Origin of the sequence: Marinomonas ushuaiensis DSM 15871 (assembly GCF_000521805.1) — a bacterium.
Taxonomy (GTDB): Bacteria; Pseudomonadota; Gammaproteobacteria; order Pseudomonadales; family Marinomonadaceae; genus Marinomonas; species Marinomonas ushuaiensis.
Genome location: NZ_JAMB01000007.1, coordinates 71718 through 89834, shown reverse-complemented (window position 1 = coordinate 89834; position 18117 = coordinate 71718). Strand labels below are relative to the sequence as shown.

17 protein-coding genes are annotated in these 18117 nt (G+C 40.7%); 10 read left to right on the top strand and 7 right to left on the bottom strand.

What is annotated here, in order from left to right; translation table 11 throughout:
- Positions 1–2: 2 nt before the first annotated feature.
- Positions 3–1316, bottom strand: a complete 1314-nt coding sequence (gene ectB / locus MUS1_RS09255) for a diaminobutyrate--2-oxoglutarate transaminase (RefSeq protein WP_036161678.1) — start codon at positions 1314–1316, stop codon at positions 3–5.
- A 72-nt stretch (positions 1317–1388) separates the two neighbouring features.
- Positions 1389–1892, bottom strand: coding sequence for a diaminobutyrate acetyltransferase (gene ectA, locus MUS1_RS09250; RefSeq protein ID WP_084035594.1), 504 nt, complete (start codon positions 1890–1892; stop codon positions 1389–1391).
- Between the two features lie 482 nt (positions 1893–2374).
- On the opposite strand from ectA, the gene MUS1_RS09245 reads away from it, so the two are divergent.
- Positions 2375–3733 carry a sodium-dependent transporter gene (locus tag MUS1_RS09245; RefSeq protein WP_036161676.1) on the top strand — a complete coding sequence of 453 codons (1359 nt, stop codon included), beginning with the start codon at positions 2375–2377 and terminating at the stop codon, positions 3731–3733.
- Between the two features lie 109 nt (positions 3734–3842).
- Here MUS1_RS09245 and MUS1_RS09240 read toward each other — a convergent pair whose 3' ends face one another.
- Complete coding sequence (locus MUS1_RS09240; RefSeq protein ID WP_036161674.1) at positions 3843–4082, bottom strand: DUF2061 domain-containing protein; 240 nt, start codon at positions 4080–4082, stop codon at positions 3843–3845.
- A 93-nt stretch (positions 4083–4175) separates the two neighbouring features.
- A complete protein-coding gene (locus MUS1_RS09235; protein ID WP_036161673.1) occupies positions 4176–5108 on the bottom strand; it encodes a MerR family transcriptional regulator in 933 nt (310 codons plus the stop codon).
- Positions 5109–5367: 259 nt separating this feature from the next.
- On the opposite strand from MUS1_RS09235, the gene MUS1_RS09230 reads away from it, so the two are divergent.
- The 6 genes from MUS1_RS09230 to MUS1_RS09205 all read left to right on the top strand — a co-directional run bounded on the left by MUS1_RS09230 (position 5368) and on the right by MUS1_RS09205 (position 11946).
- Positions 5368–6345: a YbgA family protein gene (locus MUS1_RS09230; protein WP_051436193.1), complete on the top strand. Its 978-nt coding sequence runs from the start codon at positions 5368–5370 to the stop codon at positions 6343–6345.
- Between the two features lie 14 nt (positions 6346–6359).
- Positions 6360–7757, top strand: a complete 1398-nt coding sequence (gene phrB, locus MUS1_RS09225; RefSeq protein ID WP_036161671.1) for a deoxyribodipyrimidine photo-lyase — start codon at positions 6360–6362, stop codon at positions 7755–7757.
- Between the two features lie 178 nt (positions 7758–7935).
- Entirely contained in the window at positions 7936–8427 is a 492-nt protein-coding gene (locus MUS1_RS09220) for a MarR family winged helix-turn-helix transcriptional regulator (protein ID WP_036161670.1), read from the top strand.
- Positions 8428–8760: 333 nt separating this feature from the next.
- The gene (locus MUS1_RS09215; protein WP_036161668.1) at positions 8761–9759 is read left to right on the top strand and encodes an ABC transporter substrate-binding protein; all 999 of its coding nucleotides are present in this window, start codon (positions 8761–8763) and stop codon (positions 9757–9759) included.
- Between the two features lie 89 nt (positions 9760–9848).
- Complete coding sequence (locus tag MUS1_RS09210; RefSeq protein ID WP_036161664.1) at positions 9849–10745, top strand: ABC transporter permease; 897 nt, start codon at positions 9849–9851, stop codon at positions 10743–10745.
- A complete protein-coding gene (locus tag MUS1_RS09205; RefSeq protein WP_211236451.1) occupies positions 10738–11946 on the top strand; it encodes a quaternary amine ABC transporter ATP-binding protein in 1209 nt (402 codons plus the stop codon). The genes MUS1_RS09210 and MUS1_RS09205 overlap by 8 nt, the downstream gene beginning before the upstream one ends.
- A gap of 101 nt (positions 11947–12047) precedes the next feature.
- On the opposite strand, the gene dapB is transcribed toward MUS1_RS09205, so the two are convergent.
- From dapB to pomA, 3 genes are all read right to left on the bottom strand, one after another.
- Positions 12048–12848, bottom strand: a complete 801-nt coding sequence (gene dapB, locus MUS1_RS09200; protein WP_036161661.1) for a 4-hydroxy-tetrahydrodipicolinate reductase — start codon at positions 12846–12848, stop codon at positions 12048–12050.
- Positions 12849–13020: 172 nt separating this feature from the next.
- Complete coding sequence (locus MUS1_RS09195) at positions 13021–14013, bottom strand: flagellar motor protein MotB (RefSeq protein ID WP_036161658.1); 993 nt, start codon at positions 14011–14013, stop codon at positions 13021–13023.
- Between the two features lie 40 nt (positions 14014–14053).
- Entirely contained in the window at positions 14054–14809 is a 756-nt protein-coding gene (gene pomA, locus MUS1_RS09190) for a flagellar motor protein PomA (RefSeq protein ID WP_036161655.1), read from the bottom strand.
- Positions 14810–14983: 174 nt separating this feature from the next.
- Here pomA and MUS1_RS09185 point away from each other — a divergent pair, with 174 nt between their 5' ends.
- The 3 genes from MUS1_RS09185 to dxs all read left to right on the top strand — a co-directional run bounded on the left by MUS1_RS09185 (position 14984) and on the right by dxs (position 18057).
- Positions 14984–15226 (top strand): exodeoxyribonuclease VII small subunit, encoded by a 243-nt coding sequence (locus tag MUS1_RS09185; RefSeq protein ID WP_036161651.1) that lies wholly within the window; start codon positions 14984–14986, stop codon positions 15224–15226.
- Positions 15223–16104, top strand: coding sequence for a (2E,6E)-farnesyl diphosphate synthase (gene ispA, locus MUS1_RS09180; protein WP_036161648.1), 882 nt, complete (start codon positions 15223–15225; stop codon positions 16102–16104). The genes MUS1_RS09185 and ispA overlap by 4 nt, the downstream gene beginning before the upstream one ends.
- 66 nt (positions 16105–16170) lie before the next feature.
- Entirely contained in the window at positions 16171–18057 is a 1887-nt protein-coding gene (gene dxs, locus MUS1_RS09175; protein WP_036161973.1) for a 1-deoxy-D-xylulose-5-phosphate synthase, read from the top strand.
- Positions 18058–18117: the final 60 nt, after the last annotated feature.

Below are 18117 nucleotides of genomic sequence, written 5' to 3'. Positions count from 1 at the left end.
ATTTATATAGCAATGTCATAGTTTTCGTCGAAGTAACTTCTGGCTTCAGGCATATCGTCTTCCTTAGCACATACTTCACGAATTGCTTTTTCTAGAATGTCGATACCATGTTTAAGGTCTTCATCACTGATAATCAAAGGACAAAGAAACTTAACTACTTGATCATCTGCACCAGAAGTCTCAATCATCAGGCCGTTTTGGAAACATTTCTTGGTAATTTTATTCGCCAATTCGCCACTCACACAGTTAATACCGCGCATCATTCCTCGGCCTTGCACGATAAAGTTACCTTCACCGAATTCATTCACTATGCTTTGTGTGCGCTGATGAATGTATTCACCTTTGCGTTTAATTTCTTTTTCAAAAGCATCATCTTGCCAATAGGTTTCAATAGCGGCTTTGGCTGTCACGAACGCTAAGTTGTTGCCACGAAAAGTACCGTTATGCTCACCGGGTTTCCATGTATCTAACTCTGGACGCATCAAAACAACTGCAAATGGTAATCCGTAACCACTCAATGATTTAGACATGGTGACAATATCTGGCGTAATGCCTGCATCTTCAAAGCTAAAGAAAGTCCCTGTTCGTCCGCAACCTGCTTGAATATCATCCACAATCAATAACACACCATGCTTCTGACAAACGGCCTCTAAATTTTTCAACCAACCAAAGCCCGCAACATTGATACCACCTTCACCTTGAACGGTTTCAACAATAACGGCCGCTGGTGTATCAACACCACTGCTTGAATCAGACAAAACTTTGTCTAAATACTCAGTCGTTTCAATACCTTCACCTAGATAACCATCAAACGGCATAGTAGAAACACCAGCACCTAAACTTGTTCCCGCCGCTCCACGGTGATGTGAGTTACCCGTAATAGACAACGCAGCCAAGCTACAGCCATGAAAACCATTGGTAAAACTGATGATGTTTTCACGGCCTGTTACGTTACGCGCCAATTTAAGAGCCGCTTCTACTGCGTTCGTACCAGTTGGTCCAGTGAACTGCATCATATATTGAAGACCACGAGGCTGAAGAATGTGTTTCTTAAACGCTTCCAGAAACTCCCCTTTTGCTTTTGTATGCATGTCCAAACCGTGAGTAATGCCATCTTCTAAAATATATTCAACCAGCTTTTCTTTGAAAATGGGGTTGTTATGACCATAGTTTAACGTTCCTGCACCAGCTAAAAAGTCTAGGTATTGATTACCTTCTTCATCGTATAAATGCGCGCCAAGTGCTCGATGAAAGACACGTGGGAAAGAGCGTGCGTAAGATTGTACTTCTGATTCAATTTCATCAAAAATTTTCATGTTTTTGTCATCCTTTAAAAATAAATTTAGAACTGAGGAGTGAAAGATGCGTCTTTTATTAAAAGAACGCGTTCAGCTGTTCACTGAGAAAGGGCCGATTCGAACAAGAAACTCTGTGTCATGCTTGTTTTGAAAGTGCTGCTGTTTATCAAACATTATCGACTCTTCTAAAGAGGTGCCAAGCTGCTCGGCAAGGCTTCTAAACAAGGCCCAAGAACCTTGATTGGATTGTGTAATGCTGGTTTCGATATAGTGCACATTTGAACAAATAGATCGTTCAAGAAGCTGAGACACCATTTTTTTGGCTAAGCCTTGACCGCGAGCTTTTTCACTCACCGCGACCTGCCAAACGAATAAGGTATCCACTTTATTTGGAAGGATATAACCAGACACAAAACCAACTAACTCACCGTCTTCTAAACTGGCAGCAATGGATGTTTCATCAAAATGGCTGGCTTGAAGGAGATTACAGTAAACAGAGTTCGTATCTAAAGGAGGACAAGACGCCACCAACTGGTGCACCGCCATTCCATCGATTGAACTAGGTTTATTAAAGGTGATTTTTTCTGCACTCATGCTTATACCCATTAGAAAACAAAGTATTAATATTTATCGAAATCAGTTTTATTACTCAAAAATAATCAAAAAATGCCATTTCAAATGGTTATTACCATTGGCTTTATCAAAATAGACAATATGATTTGATGTCTAAACATTATATCCGAAAGTATTTTTATGTCCATATATTTATTTAGAACTCTAACCTTTTAGGTTTTATATTCACTATTCACAAGATGTAATACAGCCCTCATAAAAAAACACGATGAGAACAATTTCGCCTAAAATGCCTTTTTTTGTTGCATATAAGCGACGAAATTCGGAAAATCCTGCCCCTATTCGAAGTTTTGCTTATTTTTGTTAATGCTTTCTGCTTAATAAAAAGAATACCCATGCGTTTTTGCGTTCTGAAAGGCGCAATTATTGCCATGAAATGACTTCGATCGCTGTATATTTTTTGCTTCTAATAACTATTCGTTTTCAATAATTTAGAGATGACTATGACAAATAAAACATCTGTTCACGGTTCGTGGGCGAGCCGCTGGATATTCATTTTGGCAGCAACAGGTTCTGCTGTCGGTTTAGGTAATATCTGGAAATTTCCTTACATTACTGGCGAGAATGGTGGTGGCGCATTTGTATTGGTTTACTTGGCATGTATTTTACTTGTCGGTATTCCAATTATGATGGCAGAAGTCCTTATTGGTCGCCGTGCTCGAAAAAACCCTATTAATGCATTAACAGATATCGCAGAAGAGTCTGACGCCTCTAAAGCTTGGGGTTGGATTGGTGTTATGGGAATGCTTTCAGGCGTTCTAATTTTCTCTTTCTATTCTGTTGTTGGTGGCTGGGTTCTTCATTACATTAAAATCATGCTAACTGGCGAAATGTTGGGCGTAAGCGCTGAACAAGCTGGAGATTCGTTTGGCGCACTATTGGGCGATGCAAAAACACTATTAGGCTGGCATACGCTTTTCAGCATTATGACTATTGCTGTTGTGGCTGGCGGTATCAATAAAGGTATCGAAACAGCGACTCGCATCATGATGCCAGCATTATTTGTCTTGCTGCTGATCTTGCTTGGTTACGCCATGTCTACTGATGGTTTCGCACAAGGTTGGGACTTCATGTTCCACGTTGATTTCGATGCTCTAACTTGGAATGTCGCACTTGTCGCTCTAGGCCACTCTTTCTTTACCTTGTCATTAGGTATGGGAACCATCATGGCATACGGTTCCTACATGACGAAGAAAGCGTCTATTGGTAAAACCGTATTAACAATCGGTGCATTAGACACACTGGTTGCCTTGGTGGCTGGTTTGGCTATTTTCCCAATCATCTTCTCAAACGGATTGAACCCAGGTGCAGGTCCAGGCTTGATGTTCATTTCTTTGCCTGTTGCTTTCGGTCAAATGCCATTTGGTCAATTGTTCGGATCTTTATTCTTCATCCTTGTCGGTGTTGCTGCATGGACATCTGCCATTTCGTTGTTAGAGCCAACCGTTGCGTTTTTGATCGAAAAATTCAAAATGAAGCGCATCACAGCATCAATCACATTAGGTGCTGTCGTTTGGGCTTTAGGTATTGCTTGCCTAGGTTCATTCAACTTCTTGTCTGATGTAACCTTCTTCGGCAAAAATACGTTTGATTTCTTAGACTACATCACAGCCAACATCATGTTGCCATTAGGCGGCATCTTGATTGCTTTATTCGCAGGCTGGGTTGTAAAAGACAAGTTCGCACAAGATGAATTGCAGTTGTCTGGTTCTATTTACAAGCTATGGAATATATCAATGAAGTTTACAGCGCCGATTGCCGTTGCTGTTGTTCTATACTTCTTACTTTTCCCAATGTCGTAATTCTGAATAGTTACCCTCACCCACTAACGCCATGCGTTAGTGGGTTTCTTCGAAGACTATAACCATTCACCTTGATCCTCTCACTATCGTAAAAACGATAACGACAAAATTACATAGATCTTAGTGCGTAACTCTCGCCTGCCGATTGAAAAGTTTTTGTTATAGCCGCTTCAGCATCTGATTGCTGTAATTTATTCCAAAAAATTTCGTGGAAATAGTAAGCAACCGTATTAATTGCGGGCTCAACAACGGCAACTAAACCACCGACAATGATGCTGCCTGTAATTAAGTAAGCAACAGAAAACGCAATAGAAAAGTGCATGATGGCAAAAGTAATAGTCTTAGTCATTTGGATTTCCTCGTTTAATTTAATAAAGATATTAGAGGATATGAGACTATAATCAAAATATATTATAGATATATATCTGATAGTTTTTTTATTTTACAAGTTGAACTTTATAAACGCTGACACACCTTCCAACGCTTCTGAATACACTTTAACCTGACTTTGGGTTGTTATATTCAGTTCATAAGCGGCCAACCAAAAACCGGCACCCACTGCAATAACAGGTTTATTCCATTGCTGCATTTGCGATATTAAATCAGCCGCTTTCGATGCCAATTCGTTTTCGCAAAATACCAGCACTGACTCTACATTAATACCCGTCACAAGAGCTGACCAGTCATCACTTTGTTGAGCATTTGGCACCACTCGACAGGATATCCCTTTGTCTAGCAAAATAGCCGCCGCCATATAACACCAAAGCGCTCGTTGAGACATCAATCCAGCAATCAAAACGTTAGAAGAATGCTTTTGTTGAGATTTTAGACTGTTCGTTCGCGCAACCAAACATGACAACACAACTGACTCACAAAATGCTAATGACGCACCTTTCCCTAATTGTTCAAAACTCGGTAGCAACCAATCACGTACTGCAATGTCCGCAGGATACTGGGAAAAAATTTGCTGATACAGCTGCTCTATCTTTTCTTCTTGGAATGCTTGTGAAGCTTTTACTAAAGACACTTGCCATTCCAACCATTCATTAGATGGCGCGACGCCATCAAAAGCGACGCCTTGATCCAACAAAGCACGAACCTTACTGACCGCAACACCTTGCTGAATCCAACGTAATATTCCTTCTACTCGCTGCACATCACCTTGATCATAAAGACGATGTCCTTTGTTGGTTCGTTTTGGCTTCAACAAACCATAACGACGTTCCCAAGCACGCAAGGTAACCGAGTTAACACCAGTTTTTAAAGATAGCTCTCGAATAGGAAAATAAGATGAACTGTCTAAGACAAGCGCTTCATCTAATAGATCTAACGTTTCTAAACTAACTGTTTCTTTATTCTGGTTTAACTGACTCATATTGATTTCCAATAAATCACGATTTAAAAAAAGCCTAAATTCACACAATCAACACATTGTGACCTAAACTTATAAAACAGACAAAACTTATACAAATATATTTTTGTATAAGTTACTTGCTTTTATTGTACAACTTTATATATTGTATAAGAAGTTAATCAGAACAGAAAAATCAGAACCATCAAAAGCCCAGTAAAAAGCATCATCGTTCAACGGTCTAACTTTTGTAGTCAGCAACTTGTTTTTTGGAGAAGAGAAAATGCCATTATTTCATACACCAGATCAGCTAGAACAAAAAATCCCAGTTGGAATCAGCGCGTGTTTGCTAGGCGAAAACGTTCGCTTTAATGGTGGACACAGCCATTCAGACTATTGCGACAAGGTATTGACTGACTATTTTGACTATCAAAAATTCTGCCCAGAAGTGGCCGCTGGATTTGGCACCCCTCGCCCAACCTTACGCTTAGAAGGCGATCCGACTGATCCAAGAATGGTCTTCACAAAACAAACAGACAAAAATGTCTCTGACGTTTTCATGTCTGCATCTGATACTTACTTAAAAAAACTTTCTCACCTTGATGGCTACATTGTTATGAAAAACTCACCAAGCTGCGGATTAGAAAGAATTAAGGTGTACCAGGAAAACGGACACCCTCACATGCAAAGAAGTGCAGGCTTATTCACCAAAGAATTACAGCGACGCTATCCGTTATTGCCAATCGAAGAAGATGGTCGCTTAAATGACCCAAAACTGAGAGAAAATTTCTTGCTGAGAGTTTTCACGCATAATGATTTTCGTCACAGTGTTGGTGAATCAATAAAAATGAAAGACCTGATTGCGTTCCATAGCCGCTACAAATACATGGTGATGGCACACTCTCAACCAGTATACCGTCAGCTTGGCCGCTTGCTTTCTGGTAATGATCCAAGACCAATAGGTGAATTAAGAGACGCATACTTTGAAATATTAATGACGACATTGTCCAAACCAGCACAACGTAAAAACCACTGCAATGTCTTAATGCATTTGATTGGCTACCTAAAACATGCGGTCGATGTTTCAGTACGAAAAGATATTATCAATGTGGTCGAACAATATCGTCGCGGCGAGGTGAATCTCGCCACACCAATGACGTTACTACAACACTATTTAAAACATTACGGCAGTGAATACATTAATGAGCAAAGTTATTTTACTCCGTATCCAACGCCATTAGGTATTCGTAACACAGTTTAGGACTCAAAAATCCAATGCAAATAGAACATCTTGTATGGCTAAGAAATGATCTTCGCGCCTTAGATAATCCTGCTCTTTACCATGCATCCCAACAAGGGAAAGTCGCTGTGGTGGTCGCAGTAACACCGCAGCAATGGACTGAGCATAATGAATCAGATGCAAAAACAGGTTTGCGGGCAGGGTTGATTCAAGCCCTTGCTAATAGCTTAGCTGCGCTTGGTATTCCGTTACACCTTATTCACGCGAACTGTTTTTCAGAATTACCGAATGAGATAACCGCTTTCTGTTTAAAGCACGACATTAAACATTTCTGGTTCAACCGTGATTTACCCATACACGAACAACAAAGAGACCGATCGGTCTCTATAGCATTAAAACATCATAATATTGATGTGCATATTGAACATGCTGACTTGATCGTTCCTCAAGCCGTCCTAAGTCAACAAGGCACGCCTTTTAAAGTCTTTACGCCTTTCTTTAAACGCTGGGTAACATTACTCGCTCAACAGGAACTAACGCCGTTACCAGCACCTGAACCACAAGCAGAGCCCATTGATCCAATCTTGCTTAATTTAGATTGGAGTAAGCCTTTTAGGGAAGATTTATGGCCTGCAGACCAAGACACAGCCAAACAGCGTCTTTGGCAATTCTGTCACCATAAAGAACGTCACTATCAAACAGGCAGAGACTACCCAATACAGCCAGCCACCAGCACGATTTCCCCTTATCTTGCATTAGGTTCATTAGGACCAAGACAATGCTTGGAAGCTATTATTTACACTTGTGACCAAAAAGAAAGAAATTGGCAAGACAGCATTTGGCTAAAAGAATTAGCATGGCGTGACTTTTATCGACAACTGATGGAGCATTTCCCTTCATTATCAATGAATCAACCATTCAAACCGAATACTAATTTATTGCGCTGGCGTAATAATCAGGACGAATTTCATGCTTGGTGTGAAGGGAGAACAGGCTTCCCGATTGTTGATGCAGCTATGAGACAACTCAATCAAACCGGTTGGATGCATAATCGCCTTAGAATGATCACGGCGAGCTTCTTTACCAAGTTGCTTTTTTCTGATTGGCGAAAAGGCGAGGCGTATTTTATGAGTAAGTTAATTGATGGTGAATTTGCAGCCAACAATGGCGGTTGGCAATGGAGTGCATCGACAGGTTGCGATGCCGCACCATACTTTCGAGTTTTTAACCCAACCAGACAATCTGAAACATACGATAAAGCAGGGGATTTTATTCGCCGATTCGTACCTGAACTGGCTGAGTTAGATGCGAAGTCCATACATAGTCCAAGCTCAGAACAAAGAAAACGATGCAATTACCCAGAGCCTATCATTGATTACAAGCCAGCAAGATTGGCAGCTATCGATGCATTCCACGAACTAAAAATGCTCTAGTCACAGCATTAACAAAAGCTCTCGTACTAGAGCTTATCTTCATAGAGAATTCAACTGACTCACTTTCTAATGGTATAGAGTTTGTCTATACTTTGAGCTGTAATAAAGTAAAACTTAGCTTTTATCAGCTCTGACAACACTATATAATTCGGAAAATTTTTTAGGTCTATTTATCTTTATGTCTGATCCACAGCACTTACACGACGTTTTAGTTCATCTACGACGCATTATTCGAGCAACAGACCTGCAATCAAAACGTGTTGTAAAAGCCTGCGGCTTAACCATACCTCAAATTATGGTACTTAGATCCATTGAAGAACTGGGTGATGTTACCGTACGTCGTATCTCAGACAGCGTATCATTAAGTCAGGCTACAGTGACAACCATCCTAAATCGCTTAGAAGACAGAAAGTACGTAGAGCGTGTAAGAGCACAGAAAGACAAACGTATCGTTAATGCACGCCTTACCGAATCTGGTATTAACATACTCAAAACAACGCCACCTTTATTACACGAAAAATTTATAGGCGAATTTGAGTCATTAGAAGGCTGGGAACAAACGCAAGTTTTGTCCTCGTTACAACGTATTGCTGTCATGATGGATGCAGAATCATTAGACGCAGCGCCTTTGTTATATATCAACCCGCCTAATGCTGAATCAATTATTTAAACCTAGATAAATACTTAAAAAGCCCTAAAAATCGTAACAAATTTTTAGGGCTTTTTTGTTTCTATTGATGTGGCCTATTCGCTCATTATTCAGAACTACATTCTTTACACTTTTCGCTATTCTCTCGCACTAAAACACCATTCTTCTCTAAGTATATTATCTATCAAAAACGTCATGACAATACCAGTCAGCTCAACAAAACAGGCTATCTCAGTAACTTAACGTAACACTAATCATACAAATAAATTTGATGCATAAACATTAGATCTATAAACTAAATATAGTTTGATCATTAATTATTATAATATTTATAACATTCAAAGGAACCAAACTATGTACTTAAAGACACTTTCTGCAGTAACTGTCATGCTTTCTGCTACGTCAGCTTTTGCTGCAAACGACAACTGTGGCGATCTAACAATCGCTGACATGAGCTGGAACTCTGCAACACTCATCGCCAATATTGATAGTTTTATCCTTACTGAAGGTTATGGCTGTAATGTTGAACTTGTTCCTGGTGATACGAATGCAACAGGCGCTTCCATTATTGAAAGAGGCGAGCCTGATATTGCACCAGAACTATGGTCAAATTCTATGGCGGAAGCAATAAAAAAAGGTGTAGCAGACAAACGCATACGCGTTGCTGGACAATCTTTATCTGATGGTGGTGAGGAAGGCTTTTGGATTCCTAAATACTTAGTTGATGAAAATCCTTCTCTTGTTTCCATGAAAGAAATACTAAAACACCCTGAGCTATTTAAACACCCAGAAGATGACTCTCTAGGTGCTTTATATAGCTGCCCAGCAGGTTGGAATTGCCAAATATCTACAGACCATTTATATGAAGCATTTAATATGGAAGAGCACGGATTTGATTTGATTGATCCAGGTTCCGGTGCAGGTCTTTCTGGCTCTATCGCCAAAGCTTACGAACGTAAAGAAGGTTGGTTAGGCTATTATTGGGCCCCAACTGCTGTTTTGGGTAAATATGAAATGGTAAAAGTAGACTTTGGTTCTGGTGTTGATTTAGAGCATTACCAAACTTGTCTTACTCAAGAATATTGTGAGAATCCAAAGCCTAGCATGTACCCACCAGCACCTGTTGATACAGTAACGACTGAAGTATTGGCAAGTGAAAAACCAGCTGTTTATGACTATCTAACTAAACGTTCATTCACTAATGAAAAAATGAATACGTTATTAGCTTGGATGGAAGACAATCAAGCTCAAGGCGACTTTGCTGCAGAATACTTTCTAGAGAACAATGAAGTAATTTGGTCTACTTGGGTATCAGCAGACGCTGCAACAAAGATAAAAGCAGCGCTTAACTAACAGCGCATCTGTACTAAAAGCACTAGAGCCTCAACTTTACGGCAATAGTGCTTTACTCTCCTTAATAAAAAAACAAGGTTCAAATAAAAATGGCAGATAGCTCTTGGTTTACTAGCTTTCCACAGTTAGATAGGAAAGACCTAACTGTCTTCAAAAAGACATTAGATGGCGCCTATCGTGAATTTTCTCGTAACTACGGTGAATTAATTGAGGGGTTCTTTGACCCATTACTTACCTTTTTAATTTGGTTCGAAAAACTACTTCTAGCCTCTCCTTGGTGGCTGACCATGGCGATCATTGTTGCTATTGTATATAGCGCAACCCGTTCATGGAAACTCTGTACAGGCGTACTCGCATCATTAATTGCTATTGGCATTTTTGGTATGTGGGACGACACTATGCGAACCTTAAGTATTATTACCGTTTGTACCTTACTTTCCATTGTTATTGGTGTGCCTACTGGCATTTTAATGTCTCGCTCCAACAGAATGCAGTCCATCATAACGCCTATTCTCGACGTCATGCAGACCATGCCCGCTTTTGTCTACCTAATACCTGTCGTTATGTTATTAGGTATTGGTAAAATCCCTGGCGTTATCGCCGTTATCATTTACGCTGTTCCTCCCGTTATTCGTCTAACCAATTTAGGTATTCGTTTAGTCGATAAAGAAATCATGGAAGCGGCAACTTCATTTGGAGCAACGGACACACAAAAACTATTTGGTGTTCAGTTACCTTTGGCTATGCCAACCATTATGGCAGGCATAAACCAAACCATTATGATGGCGTTGGCCATGGTTGTTGTCGCCTCTATGATTGGCGTTAAAGGCCTAGGACAACCCGTTCTAAAATCGATTACTAATCAATATTTCACTTTAGGTTTATTGAATGGACTAGCCATTGTCGCCCTTGCGATTATTTTTGACAGAGTCTCTCAGGCTTACGCCAAACGCTCACAAAAACACCTAGGAAATCGTCATGACTAGTACGAATATAAACAATCAAGTGGCGAAGCCTCTTATTGAAATCAATGGCTTATATAAAGTTTTTGGCCCTAAAGAAAAAAGTATTTTACCGCTACTAGAAACTGGCAAAAACAAACAAGATGTATTGGCAGAAACAGGTCACACTGTTGGTTTACGCGACATTAATCTAGACGTACAGCAAGGTGAAATCTTTGTTATTATGGGGCTTTCAGGCTCTGGAAAATCTACGCTAATTCGGCATTTCAACCGTTTAATTGATCCAACAGCAGGTCAGATTAAAGTTGAAGGTGAAGACATTATGAAACTGTCTAAAAACGAGTTAATCGAATTTAGACGTCACAAAATGTCGATGGTTTTCCAAAACTTTGGTCTTATGCCACACAGAACTGTTTTAGAGAATGTTGCTTACGGCTTACAGATTCAAAAAGTACCAAAAAAAGAGCGATCTGAGAAAGCTGTAACATGGCTGGAAACAGTCGGGCTAGCGGGTTACGAAGAACAATATCCTGGCCAACTTTCAGGTGGTCAACAACAGCGTGTTGGTTTGGCTAGAGCTTTATGTACAGACGCGGAAATTCTATTGATGGATGAAGCTTTTTCTGCACTTGATCCACTTATTCGTAGTGAAATGCAAGGTCAGCTTCTTGAGCTGCAAGAAAAATTGCATAAAACCATTATTTTTATCACCCATGATTTAGATGAAGCCTTACGTATCGGTGACCGTATTGCGATTTTGAATGACGGTGTAGTATCACAAATAGGCACACCTGTAGATATCTTGCTTAATCCAGCAGACGACTACGTAGAAGCGTTTGTTAAAGATGTAAATCGTGCTCGTGCCGTACCCGTTAAAACCATCATGAAACAGTCGGTTCCAATTATAAAATCCGCCAACCTAGCAGAAGCGATTGCGAAGCTACCTAAACAAGGTTATGCCTTTTACCAAAATGAGTCTGGTTTCCATGGCCTTCTAACTCGTAAGAAATTGGAAGCGGCTATTAAACTACGTCCAGAAGGCAATATAGTACCTGAAGATGTAACAGAAATTCCTAATTTAATGCCTGATATGCTTTTGCAAGAAGCCCTGTCTGACTCATTAACATCTGATTACTCTCTTCCTGTATTAGATGAAGAAGGTCGATATGTCGGTGATCTTAGCTCAGAAAGTCTTGCTGAAACTCTTGAATACACACCTGAATAAGGTATAGGTATAGGTATAGCTCTAGTTTCGATGTAAAAAACCGTATTTATTTGTTAAATGAATACGGTTTTTTATTGGTGTAAATAAATAACAAAATGCGTTTATTTAAGATCAAGTACATCTTGCATGTCGTACATACCAGCCGCTTTACCTTCAAGCCAACTTGCTGCACGCACAGCGCCTTTAGCAAAGGTCATACGGCTGCTCGCTTTGTGAGTAATTTCAATTCGCTCGCCTTCTGTCGCGAACCAAACTGTGTGCTCACCAACAACGTCACCAGCACGAATGGTTTCAAAACCAATCTCTTTTTGCGTACGAGCACCTGTTTGTCCTTCGCGGCCATATACAGCACACTCTTTTAAATCTCGACCTAATGCTTCAGCAACCACTTCTCCCATACGCAAAGCCGTACCAGAAGGGGAATCTACTTTATGACGGTGATGCGCTTCAACAATTTCTACATCATAATCGTCACCTAAAATCTCTGCAGCCGTCGCAAGCAACTTAAGCGTCAAGTTCACACCCACACTCATGTTTGGTGCAAAAACCACAGGAGAATCCATAGCGGTCTGATTTAATGATGCTTTCTCATCATCACTCAATCCTGTCGTACCAACAACAATGGCTTTTTGATGTTTCGCACAAAATGCCGCGTTTTCTAACGTCAACGCCGGCGTTGTAAAATCAATCAGAACATCAAAGTCATTAACACAATCGGCTAAGTTTGCTACAGCAGCAACACCTAGCTTTCCAACGCCTGCTATTTCGCCCGCATCAGCACCAATCAAGCTGCTTCCAGGTTTTAAAATAGCCGCACCTAAAGAAACACCTTCTGCTGCCTGAACGGCTGTAATTAGAAATTTACCCATGCGCCCTGATGCGCCAATCACTGCTACTCGCATTTTGCTTACTTCCTCAATATTGTCTGCGCAAACCATAGCAAAAAAAACCTCGAATCTCAGCACTAAAACAAAATAACCCAAGGTAGGACACAAAAAAGGAGCCGAGGCTCCTGATTTTGATTTATTGCAATGATCTATGTGTCAGAAATTTTATTAACTTAATTTTTATGCTTTAAAATATTTCATCCGGCGCTAATTCCTCAGCGCTAAAGAAATCAAATTCAATCACACCATCGCTTGGTATTTCATCTAAGTCATCTCGTATTGCTGGGCGTGACATATCATTTTGTTTAATAACGATTTCTACTCGTCGATTCGTCCCACGATTACTCGCGCTGTTATTCGATACAAGTGGTCGAGTATCAGCGTAACCCGTTACCGAAAATCGACTTTGATCTAGCTGACCGGTAGCAAATAGTTCTTCTGCCACAGAAATAGAACGAGCAGAAGATAGCTGCCAATTAGAGCTAAACTGTTGACTTCTAATAGGTACATTATCCGTATGCCCTTCCACAGCAATCGTCCCTTGAATACCAACAAGTACATCACGAATCAGATCAATCACTGGAATAAAGTCATAATTTAATTCTGCTGAACCTGACTCAAATGAACCTTGATCTTTTATACGGATCGTAATGGTGTCTTCTTGCGTTTCAATTTCTACCGTCCCTTTCGAAATTTCTTCCCTTAAAAGCGACGCTATTTGCTGTGCATCCGCTTCTGTTTCTTGAATTCTTTGCTCTCTTTCAAGGTCTGCATTAGATTTATCAACAAAAGTTACCGGTGAAGGTGAACCCGAATCATCTCGTTCTTTTAATTCTGCATCGGCAGGTTTACACAGAACTTCCAGGGTATGTTCCGGTGTACTGTCTACCTTTTGCTTTACTTCATTAATAGGCGTTGGTTCTGGTCGACCAGGGCTAAACTCTTGAGCAATAATTGAGGTCCCCATAGGAATGGTGTCTGCTTCAACTTCTCGTTGAACACCAAATGCCATTTTTAAAGAACCTGCTAGCTGTTTGAATTTGATGACATCCATCTCTGCAAATGACAACAAAAGCACAAAGAAACACAACAATAGCGACATGAGATCCGCAAAGGTTCCCATGTAGGCAGGCAAACCCTCTATACATTCTGGGCAATCTGATTCTTCTTCATCACTCATTCTGTAATCCGTTTACAAATAACATTATTTACAACCAATACTATTCACGTTCGGTTCGCTTACTTTCTGCCAGATAGGTTTTCAACGCCCCATCCAATACTCGAGGATTTTGTCCGGACTGAATAGCAAGCAAAGCATCTAAAATCATTTTTTGGCATAACAACTCTTCATCTGCACGAGTGCTTAATTTTGCGTGAAGAGGTAAACACACCATATTAGCGAGCATCGCACCATAAAGCGTTGTCAAAAGCGCAATTGCCATAGCGGGACCAATTGAGCTTGGATCAGATAGATTCGCCAACATTTGAACCAAACCAACCAAGGTTCCTATCATCCCCATCGCGGGAGCAATATCACCAAAAGCTTTAAAAATTTTTGAGCCTTTAATATGACGAATATAAGACTGGTTCATTTCTTTGCTAAGCTGACCTTTTACAACCGTTCCATCATGACCATCTACCAACATTTGAATGCCTGATGATAAAAAAGGATGACTCACCTCTTTCCCTTCTAAAGACAGTAAACCACCTTTACGAGCTTCATCAGACAACCCATAAATCTCATCGATCAAAGTGTCTAAAGGAATACTTTTAAACATAAAGGCTTTCGCCGCGACTTTCCCCGCGCCAAGAAACTGACTTAACGGATATTGCATCAAAACAACAAAAGAAGAGCCTACAATGACAATAAGTATTGACGTAGTATCAACAAACATTCCTGCCGCGCCGCCTAAAGCAATAGCAGCACTAACAACTATAAAAGATCCAACAAGTCCTATTAACGTTGCGATATCCACACACGTCTCCTAACAAAAAAGCTATAATGCAACTTATATAAGAATGTGATTCTATACGAAAAAAAGACTAAGAATGACATCTTCTTACGTATTTTTTGTAATTTTCATTAACGCGCCCTCGAACAACGCGTGGTTTTCTGTTAAAAAATGTGGATTTAAATAAGAGTAGTAATTATGTCCCGAAAAACTAGTGTTCGTCATTTTGAAGAAAACCTCGGAGAACTAGACACAATTGTCACTCAACTTGAGTCAAACCAGCTATCCCTTGAAGAAGCACTAAAAGCATTTGAAAAAGGTGTTAAGCTAAGCCAAGAATGTCAGTCCGTTCTCACCCAAGCAGAACAAAAAGTTCAAATCTTGCTTGAAAAACAAGATGGTGAGCACTTAGAAACTTTTGATCCGGAATCCAATTCGTGACTTTAGACGATTTTTCTCAATACGCTCGTCGTCGAGTAGACCAGTACCTTACACAGGGTTTAAGTCAATACGCACCAGCTGCACATCTGCAAGAAGCTATGTCATATAGCTTATTTAATGGTGGTAAACGCGTCCGCCCAATGCTGACTTATGCGGCAGCGTCTTTGTTTGGCGAAGCCAACGAGTTAACCGATGCAAGCGCTGCGGCAATCGAATCAATCCATGCTTACTCCTTGATTCATGATGACCTTCCAGCTATGGACGATGACGACTTACGCCGTGGAAAACCAACCTGTCATATACAATATGACGAAGCCACAGCAATACTTGCAGGGGATGCACTTCAAACCTTTGCCTTTGAATTGTTGAGCCAACAAAAACACAATAAAACGACCATTCAATTGCAACTCATTCAAGAGCTAGTCCAAGCTTCTGGCCGTCACGGTATGGTGACAGGACAAATGATTGATCTCGCTAACGTGGGCAAAAATATTGATATCCATGCTCTTGAACAAATGCATCAACATAAAACCGGCGCATTAATCCGAGCGAGTGTTCGTATGGGCGCCATCAGTACTGGGGCTCATACAGAACAAGATCTTTCTGCCTTAGACGCTTATGCCAATGCGATTGGCTTGGCATTTCAAGTTCAGGACGACATTATTGATATTACCAGTGACACAACGACGCTTGGTAAAACTCAATTTTCAGACGAAGATGCTAATAAACCCACCTATCCCAAACTGCTTGGTTTAGACGGCGCGAAGGACCTTGCACAAAGCCTACATAGCCAAGCAATTGATTCTATTTCAACTTTTGGTATGACGGCCCAACCTTTAGTTAACCTTGCGAACTATATTATTGGTCGCAACCACTGATATACTTAACGGCTTTTTCTAAATACTCTTTTTTAAAATTAACTGAATGTGACCAAACCTGTGCCAATGTTTGATGAGATACCAACTGCGCGACCAATAACAGAATTATTAGATCAGGTGAATTCTCCTGCTGACTTACGCGCCTTGAAAAAAGAACAACTACCAATACTTGTCCGTGAATTACGAGAATTCATGCTGTATAGCGTTGGACAAACTGGCGGCCACTTTGGGGCAGGCTTAGGCGTGGTCGAGCTGACTATCGCTCTTCATTACATCTACAACACGCCTGAAGATCGTATCGTTTGGGATGTTGGCCATCAAGCTTATCCTCACAAAATACTGACAGGTCGCCGTGAAGCGTTATTAAATATCCGCCAGGAAAACGGTATTTCTGGTTTTCCTAAGCGTGATGAAAGTGAATACGATACATTTGGCGTGGGTCACTCAAGCACTTCTATTGGCGCAGCGTTAGGCATGTCATTAGCTGCTCAACAACTAAATACAGGTCGTAAAGCCGTCGCTGTCATTGGCGACGGGGCCATGTCTGCAGGTATGGCATTTGAAGCGTTAAATCACGCAGGTGATGTAAAGGCCGATATGCTGGTTATTTTAAATGATAATGAAATGTCTATTTCTAAACCTGTCGGCGCGCTTTCAAGTTATTTTGCCCGAATTTGGGCCAGTAAAACCTACGACCATATTCGTAAAGGCGGGCAAAAAGTTTTCTCTGGATTACCTTCTGCATTAGAACTTGCTCGTAAAGCTGAAGAACACATGAAAGGTATGGTATCGCCAGGCATGATGTTTGAAGAACTTGGTTTCAATTATATTGGCCCCATCGATGGCCATGACATTGATCACTTACTCACCACCATAGCCAATCTCAAAGACCGTTCTGGTCCTCAGTTTCTTCATATTATTACGAAGAAAGGCAAAGGTTTTGAACCCGCTGAAGGCGACCCTATTGGCTATCACGCCATTAATAAAATAGAGCCCGACCCAAAACCCAATAACACAAAAAAATCACTGCCTAAATATTCCAGTATTTTTGGAAAATGGGTGTGCGATGCCGCTGAGCAAGATGAAAAGCTCGCAGCGATTACTCCTGCCATGAAAGAAGGCTCCGATCTAATTGAGTTTGCTGAACGCTTTCCAAAAAGATATTTCGATGTTGCCATTGCTGAACAGCATGCAGTGACATTAGCTGCGGGGATGGCCTGTGATGGTCTAAAACCGGTTGTTGCGATTTATTCGACTTTTTTACAACGTGCTTATGATCAATTAATTCATGATGTGGCTCTGCAAAACTTAGACGTCTTGTTTGCCATCGATCGTGCTGGTTTAGTTGGTGAAGATGGTCCAACACATGCCGGTGTTTATGATTTAAGTTATTTGCGCTGCATACCAAACATGGTGGTTATGGCACCGTCTGACGAAGATGAATGCCGTAAAATGCTGCAAACAGGATACGAATACAAAGGCCCTGCTGCTGTTCGTTATCCACGCGGAACTGGACGCGGTATCGACATTGATCCTGCTTTATCGACGCTTGAAATAGGTAAATCTCGCACTCTACGAACAGGACAATCAGGCATTGTGATTTGTGGCTTTGGTCGTCCAACTTACGATGCGTTACAAGCTGCAAATAATATGGATGCAACTTTGCTGGATATGCGTTTTGTCAAACCTATTGATGAAGCCGCGTTACTGACTCAGAAAGATGCTAAATTAATTGTGACAGTAGAAGAAAATGCCATCATGGGCGGCGCAGGCTCTGCCGTAAGTGAATTTTACAACGCAAACAATATTCAAGTTCCAATCCTTCATATTGGCCTACCAGACCAGTACGAAGATCACGCTAGCCATAGCGCCATGCTCAAACGTGTAGGTCTAGACGCGGATGGTATTCAATCCGCTATTGAAAAAAAGTTAGCCTCTCTAAAGCTAACCTAATATAAAAACGTAGAGATGAAAAACCTTATTGATCATTATAATTAATAAGGTTTTTTAGTT